The organism is Micromonospora sp. NPDC049081 (genome assembly GCF_040648835.1).
GTDB lineage: Bacteria > Actinomycetota > Actinomycetes > Mycobacteriales > Micromonosporaceae > Micromonospora > Micromonospora antibiotica.
Genome location: NZ_JBEZEK010000043.1, coordinates 24,886 through 28,595, shown reverse-complemented (window position 1 = coordinate 28,595; position 3,710 = coordinate 24,886). Strand labels below are relative to the sequence as shown.

The window sequence follows — 3,710 nt, the reverse complement described above, 5'->3', positions numbered from 1 at the left end:
GCGGGGTGCGGGGTGCGGGGTGCGGGGTGCGGGGTGCGGGGTGCGGGGTGCGGGGTGCGGGGTGCGGGGTGCGGGAACGGGAACGGGAACGGGAACGGGGTGCGGGGACAGGAAGGGGGTGGGGTGGGGTGGGCGGGTAGGCTCGCCGGTCGACACCGCCCCCACCCCGGGCGGGATCAGCAGGTCACCGGCGGACCCCGGGTGGCCACGGACCCGGCCCGGACCCGGCACCACCGGGCGACGGCGAGGAAGCGCAGCGATGATCAGTGTCTTCGACCTTTTCAGTGTCGGTATCGGGCCGTCCAGTTCCCACACGGTGGGCCCGATGCGGGCCGCGCGTACCTTCGTTGCCGGGCTGAAGGCCGACGGGTTGCTGCACACCGTCACCCGGGTCCGGGCGGAGCTGTTCGGTTCGCTGGGTGCGACCGGTCACGGTCACGGCAGCGACCGGGCGGTGCTGCTCGGGCTGGCCGGTGAGAGCCCGGAGACGGTGGACACCGACAGTGTCGGCCCCCGGGTCGCCGAGGTCCGGACCCGGCGTCGGCTCGCCCTGCCCGGCGGCCAGGAGATCGACTTCGAGCCGGACCGGGACCTGGTGCTGCACCGCCGCCGGTCGCTGCCGTACCACCCGAACGGGATGACCTTCGTGGCCTGGGACGGGGCCGGGGTCGAGGTGCGGACCCGGACGTACTACTCGGTCGGTGGCGGGTTCGTGGTGGACGAGGCGGCGGCCGGGGCGGACCGGATCACGTCGGACACCACGGCCGTACGGCACCCGTTCTCGACCGGTGCCGAGCTGCTGGACGTCACCGCCGGCACCGGCCTGTCGATCAGTGCGGTGATGCTCGCCAACGAGTTGTCCTGGCGCAGCGAGGCGGACGTCCGGGCCGGGTTGCTGGACATCTGGCGGGTGATGCGGGAGTGCGTGGCCCGGGGTGGCGAGCGGGACGGGGTGCTGCCGGGTGGGTTGCGGGTCCGTCGTCGGGCCGCCGAGCTGCGCCGCAGCCTGGAGGCCGACGCCGGCTCGACGGACCCGTTGCGCGCGATGGACTGGGTGACCCTGTTCGCGCTCGCGGTCAACGAGGAGAACGCGGCCGGTGGGCGGGTGGTGACCGCTCCGACGAACGGTGCGGCCGGGATCATCCCGGCGGTGTTGCACTACTACACCCGGTTCGTGCCGGGGGCCTCCGACGAGGGGGTGGTGCGGTTCCTGCTGGCCGCCGGGGCGATCGGGGTGCTGTTCAAGGAGAACGCCTCGATCTCCGGGGCGGAGGTGGGCTGTCAGGGTGAGGTCGGGTCGGCGTGCTCGATGGCCGCCGCCGGGCTGGCCGAGGCGCTCGGCGGCACCCCCGAGCAGGTGGAGAACGCCGCCGAGATCGGCATGGAGCACAACCTCGGGCTGACCTGCGACCCGGTCGGGGGGCTGGTGCAGATCCCCTGCATCGAGCGCAACGCGGTGGCTAGCATCAAGGCGATCACGGCGGCCCGGTTGGCGTTGCGCGGCGACGGGGTGCACCACGTCTCGCTCGACAAGGTCATCAAGACCATGCGCGAGACCGGGGCGGACATGAAGGTCAAATACAAGGAGACGGCACGCGGCGGCCTGGCCGTCAACGTGATCGAGTGCTGAGGGGGCGTTCGTTCACCGGCTGCTAACCTGTCGTCCGTTGTTGTCAGGCGGGAGGCGACGGTGACCGCAGGCGTCACGGCGTTGTGGTCGCACCGCAACTCGCTGCGCATCCTGGTCAGACGCGATCTCGCGGTGAAGTACCAGCAGTCCGTGCTCGGTTACTTCTGGTCGCTGATCGAGCCGCTGGGGATGGGCGCGATCTACTTCTTCGTCTTCGGGGTGCTCTACTCCGGGCCGACCAACCGGCACCTCGGCGAGGCCGCCGGGTCGTACCCGCTGTTCCTGATCACCGGCATTTTCGCCTGGATGTGGACCAGTTCGGCGTTGAGCGAGGCGACCAACGCGCTGACCGGGCAGTCCCGCCTGATCACCACGATGAACCTGCCCCGGCAGGTCTTCCCGATCGGCCGGGTCACCGGCCGGTTCGCCGAGTACGTCGCGGGCCTGCCGATCCTGCTGGCCGTCGCCGCCGTCTACGCCGTACACGGCCGGATCGAGCTGGGCTGGTCGCTGCTGAGCCTGCCGCTGGCCGTCGCCGTGCAGGGCACCCTGCTGGTCGGGCTGGCCCTGCTGCTGTCGGCGGTCAACGTGTTGATGCGCGACGTGGAGCGGTTCATGCGGCTGGTCATCCGGGTGTTGTTCTACGCCACCCCGATCATCTATCCGTTGAGCCTGGTCCGGGAGTCCGGCATGCCGGCCTGGGTGAAGGTGGCGTACGAGCTGAACCCGCTGGTCGGCATCTTCCAGCTCCAGCACGCCATCTGGTACCCGGACGAGTTCCCGGACGCCCGGCTGCTGACCACCACGATCGCCGGCAGCCTGCTGGTGCTGGTGGCCGGCTGGTGGGCGTTCCGCAAGCTCGAACCGGCCGTGCTGAAGGAACTCTAGGTGCCGCCGATCATCGAGGCGCAGGGTCTCGGCATCCGTTTCGTCCGCAACCGGCGTCGGCAGTTGCGGCTGCGGGAGTTGTTCATCCACCGGGGCGGCCGGGCCGCCACCGCCGGTCAGTTCTGGCCGCTGCGGGACGTCTCGTTCACCGTCGCGCCGGGCGACACGCTCGGTGTGATCGGGCGTAACGGCACCGGTAAGAGCACCCTGCTGCGGCTGATCGCGGGGGTGCTGATCCCCGACGAGGGGCGGATCACCGTCTCCGGTGACGTCGCGCCGCTGCTGGAACTCTCCGCCGGGTTCTCCAACGACCTGACCGGTCGGGAGAACCTCTACCTGGTCGGCGGGCTGCACGGACTGTCTACGGGCTACCTGCGGCGACACTTCGACGACATCGTGTCGTTCGCCGGTGAGCAGGTGGAACGGGCCATCGACACGTCGGTGCGGCACTACTCGTCGGGGATGAAGGTGCGGCTCGGGTTCGCGATCATCTCGCACCTGCCGCACCCGATCCTGCTGATGGACGAGGTGACCGCGGTGGGCGACGCGGAGTTCCGCCGGAAGTGTTATTCGACGATCGACCGACTGCTCGCGGAGGGGCGCACCTTGGTGCTGGTGTCACACAACGAGAAGGACCTGACCCGGTTCTGCCGTCGGGGGCTCTACCTCGACGGCGGGCGGTTGACCGTGGACGGGACGGTCGCGGAGGCGCTCGACGCGTACCACGCCGCGGTGCCGAGGTGACCCTGGCGATCGTGCTCGCCGCCGGTGCGCCGGCCGCGGGCCCACCCACCGGCACGGGCGTAGCCCTGGCCGACCGGCTCGTCGACCAGTTGCGCCGGGCCGGGGCGGACCGGGTGCACACCGTCGCCGGTCTCGCCGAGCTGGCCGCCCTGGTCGACACCGTCACCGGTCCGGTGCTGGTCACCGGCGTTGACCTGGTCGCGCACACGGCCGTACTGCGGCATCTGGTGACCAGCCCGGTCGGCCCGACGGTGGCCCTGGTGCTCACCGATGCGCCGGCCGCCGGTCAGACGGTGGTCCGCGAGGAACGCGGCCAGGTGGTCGACGCGGGCCCGGAGCTGGCCGACGCCACCGGGGTCTTCGGCGGCGCGGTGCGGGTCGGCGCGGACGACCTGCCGACCTTGGCCGCCGCGGCCCGCGCCGCCGCCGGCCCGGCATCGGCGCAGGC

At 71.7% G+C, this 3,710-nt stretch carries 3 protein-coding genes and 1 pseudogene; all 4 read left to right on the top strand.

Features of this window, described 5'->3' with window-relative positions; genetic code table 11:
* The first annotated feature begins 259 nt into the window (after nt 1-259).
* On the top strand, nt 260-1,630 hold the full coding sequence (locus tag AB0B63_RS31675; protein ID WP_357025557.1) for an L-serine ammonia-lyase: 1,371 nt from the start codon (nt 260-262) through the stop codon (nt 1,628-1,630).
* Between the two features lie 60 nt (nt 1,631-1,690).
* Nucleotides 1,691-2,518: an ABC transporter permease gene (locus AB0B63_RS31670; protein WP_208565637.1), complete on the top strand. Its 828-nt coding sequence runs from the start codon at nt 1,691-1,693 to the stop codon at nt 2,516-2,518.
* The gene (locus AB0B63_RS31665; protein WP_208565638.1) at nt 2,519-3,262 is read left to right on the top strand and encodes an ABC transporter ATP-binding protein; all 744 of its coding nucleotides are present in this window, start codon (nt 2,519-2,521) and stop codon (nt 3,260-3,262) included. It abuts the gene before it with no gap.
* 11 nt (nt 3,263-3,273) lie between these two features.
* Nucleotides 3,274-3,710 (top strand): annotated as a pseudogene (locus tag AB0B63_RS31660) (CDP-alcohol phosphatidyltransferase family protein); the annotation flags it as partial.